1 pseudogene is annotated in these 221 nt (G+C 46.2%); it reads left to right on the top strand.

Features of this window, described 5'->3' with window-relative positions:
• Positions 1 to 221 (top strand): annotated as a pseudogene (gene rph / locus V6260_RS18940) (ribonuclease PH); the annotation flags it as partial.

The following is a 221-nucleotide window of genomic DNA, read 5'->3' as shown; positions in this document are numbered from 1 at the left end:
TGTTCCTCGTTTCATGAAAGGTCTAGGCTAGGGTTGGGTTAATGCTGAATATGGTATGTTACCTCGCGCAACGCATACTAGTAATGCTCGCGAAGCGGCACGTGGTAATCAGCGCGGTCGTACAATGGAAATTCAACGCTTAATTGCGCGTGCATTAAGAGCTGCTGAAGACTTAAAAGCGCTTGGCGAAAACACGATTACTATAGACTGTGACGTAATTC

It is taken from the genome of Pseudoalteromonas aliena, assembly GCF_038155085.1.
GTDB classification, from domain to species: Bacteria; Pseudomonadota; Gammaproteobacteria; order Enterobacterales; family Alteromonadaceae; genus Pseudoalteromonas; species Pseudoalteromonas aliena_A.
This window is presented reverse-complemented; position numbering and strand designations above follow the sequence as displayed.